The organism is Peribacillus sp. SIMBA_075 (assembly GCF_046534585.1).
In genome coordinates, this window is the sequence record NZ_JAWRYN010000781.1 from 1 (window position 1) to 265 (window position 265).

Sequence of the window (265 nt, forward strand, 5' to 3'; positions counted from 1 at the left end):
GGGGACCTGGTGCAGCTCGACCCGACCGGCCTGTTCTACCGGGGACGGGCGGACGATCAGGTCAAGCTCGGCGGCCGCCGGATCGAACTTGGCGAGGTGGAGGCGGCGCTCCAGGACCTCCCCGGCGTCTCGGGCGCGGCGGCCGCGGTACGCCGATCGTCCGGGGGCAACGACGTCCTGGTCGGCTATCTCGCGGTGCCGGACCGCGGCATGTTCGACCGCCGAGCCTCCCTCGATCAGCTGCGCGCGACCCTGCCGCCGCTCT

Annotated in this window: 1 pseudogene; it reads left to right on the forward strand. The window is 74.0% G+C overall.

Annotated features, from left to right (window positions below):
- Positions 1 to 265: pseudogene (locus SB775_RS30330) on the forward strand (peptide synthetase); the annotation flags it as partial.